Annotated in this window: 1 protein-coding gene; it reads right to left on the reverse strand. The window is 39.8% G+C overall.

Annotated features, from left to right (window positions below):
- Nucleotides 1-122: 122 nt before the first annotated feature.
- Nucleotides 123-398 (reverse strand): transposase, encoded by a 276-nt coding sequence (locus E1163_RS31605; RefSeq protein ID WP_155168506.1) that lies wholly within the window; start codon nucleotides 396-398, stop codon nucleotides 123-125.
- Nucleotide 399: the final 1 nt, after the last annotated feature.

The following is a 399-nucleotide window of genomic DNA, read 5'->3' on the forward strand; positions in this document are numbered from 1 at the left end:
CTTTTCGCCCTTAAGTTAACGGCTATGGATTGCTATCGGTAAGTTGAAAACCAGAATTTCTCTTATTCTTTTTACCGGCCCTTTCAAACATCCAAATCAGCCATTCTCTACGGCTTTCAGTGCTATTTTCCTTGATGCAGTTCTGAAGTAAAGCTTTTGAAGTCCCGTATTACATCTGACAATGCATTCCCTTCTTCTGTACTTAAAATTAGGTGTACATGGCTGGTCATAATGCAATACGCATGAATTTGCAATCCTTTATTTTTATGACAGTACTCCAAGCTATCGGTAATAACTTCCCGATACTCATCCCTGATGAACAAATCAAGCCAATTGACCACGGTAAATGTTACGAAGTACATGGCGTGCTGATCCCGAATAGCATACTTTCTTCCCATG

Origin of the sequence: Fulvivirga kasyanovii, from assembly GCF_009711405.1 — a bacterium.
GTDB lineage: Bacteria > Bacteroidota > Bacteroidia > Cytophagales > Cyclobacteriaceae > Fulvivirga > Fulvivirga kasyanovii.

What these genes read in the sequence shown, in the direction of transcription:
- E1163_RS31605 (WP_155168506.1), bottom strand. Translation starts at nt 398, where the DNA reads ATGGGAAGAAAGTATGCTATTCGGGATCAGCACGCCATGTACTTCGTA.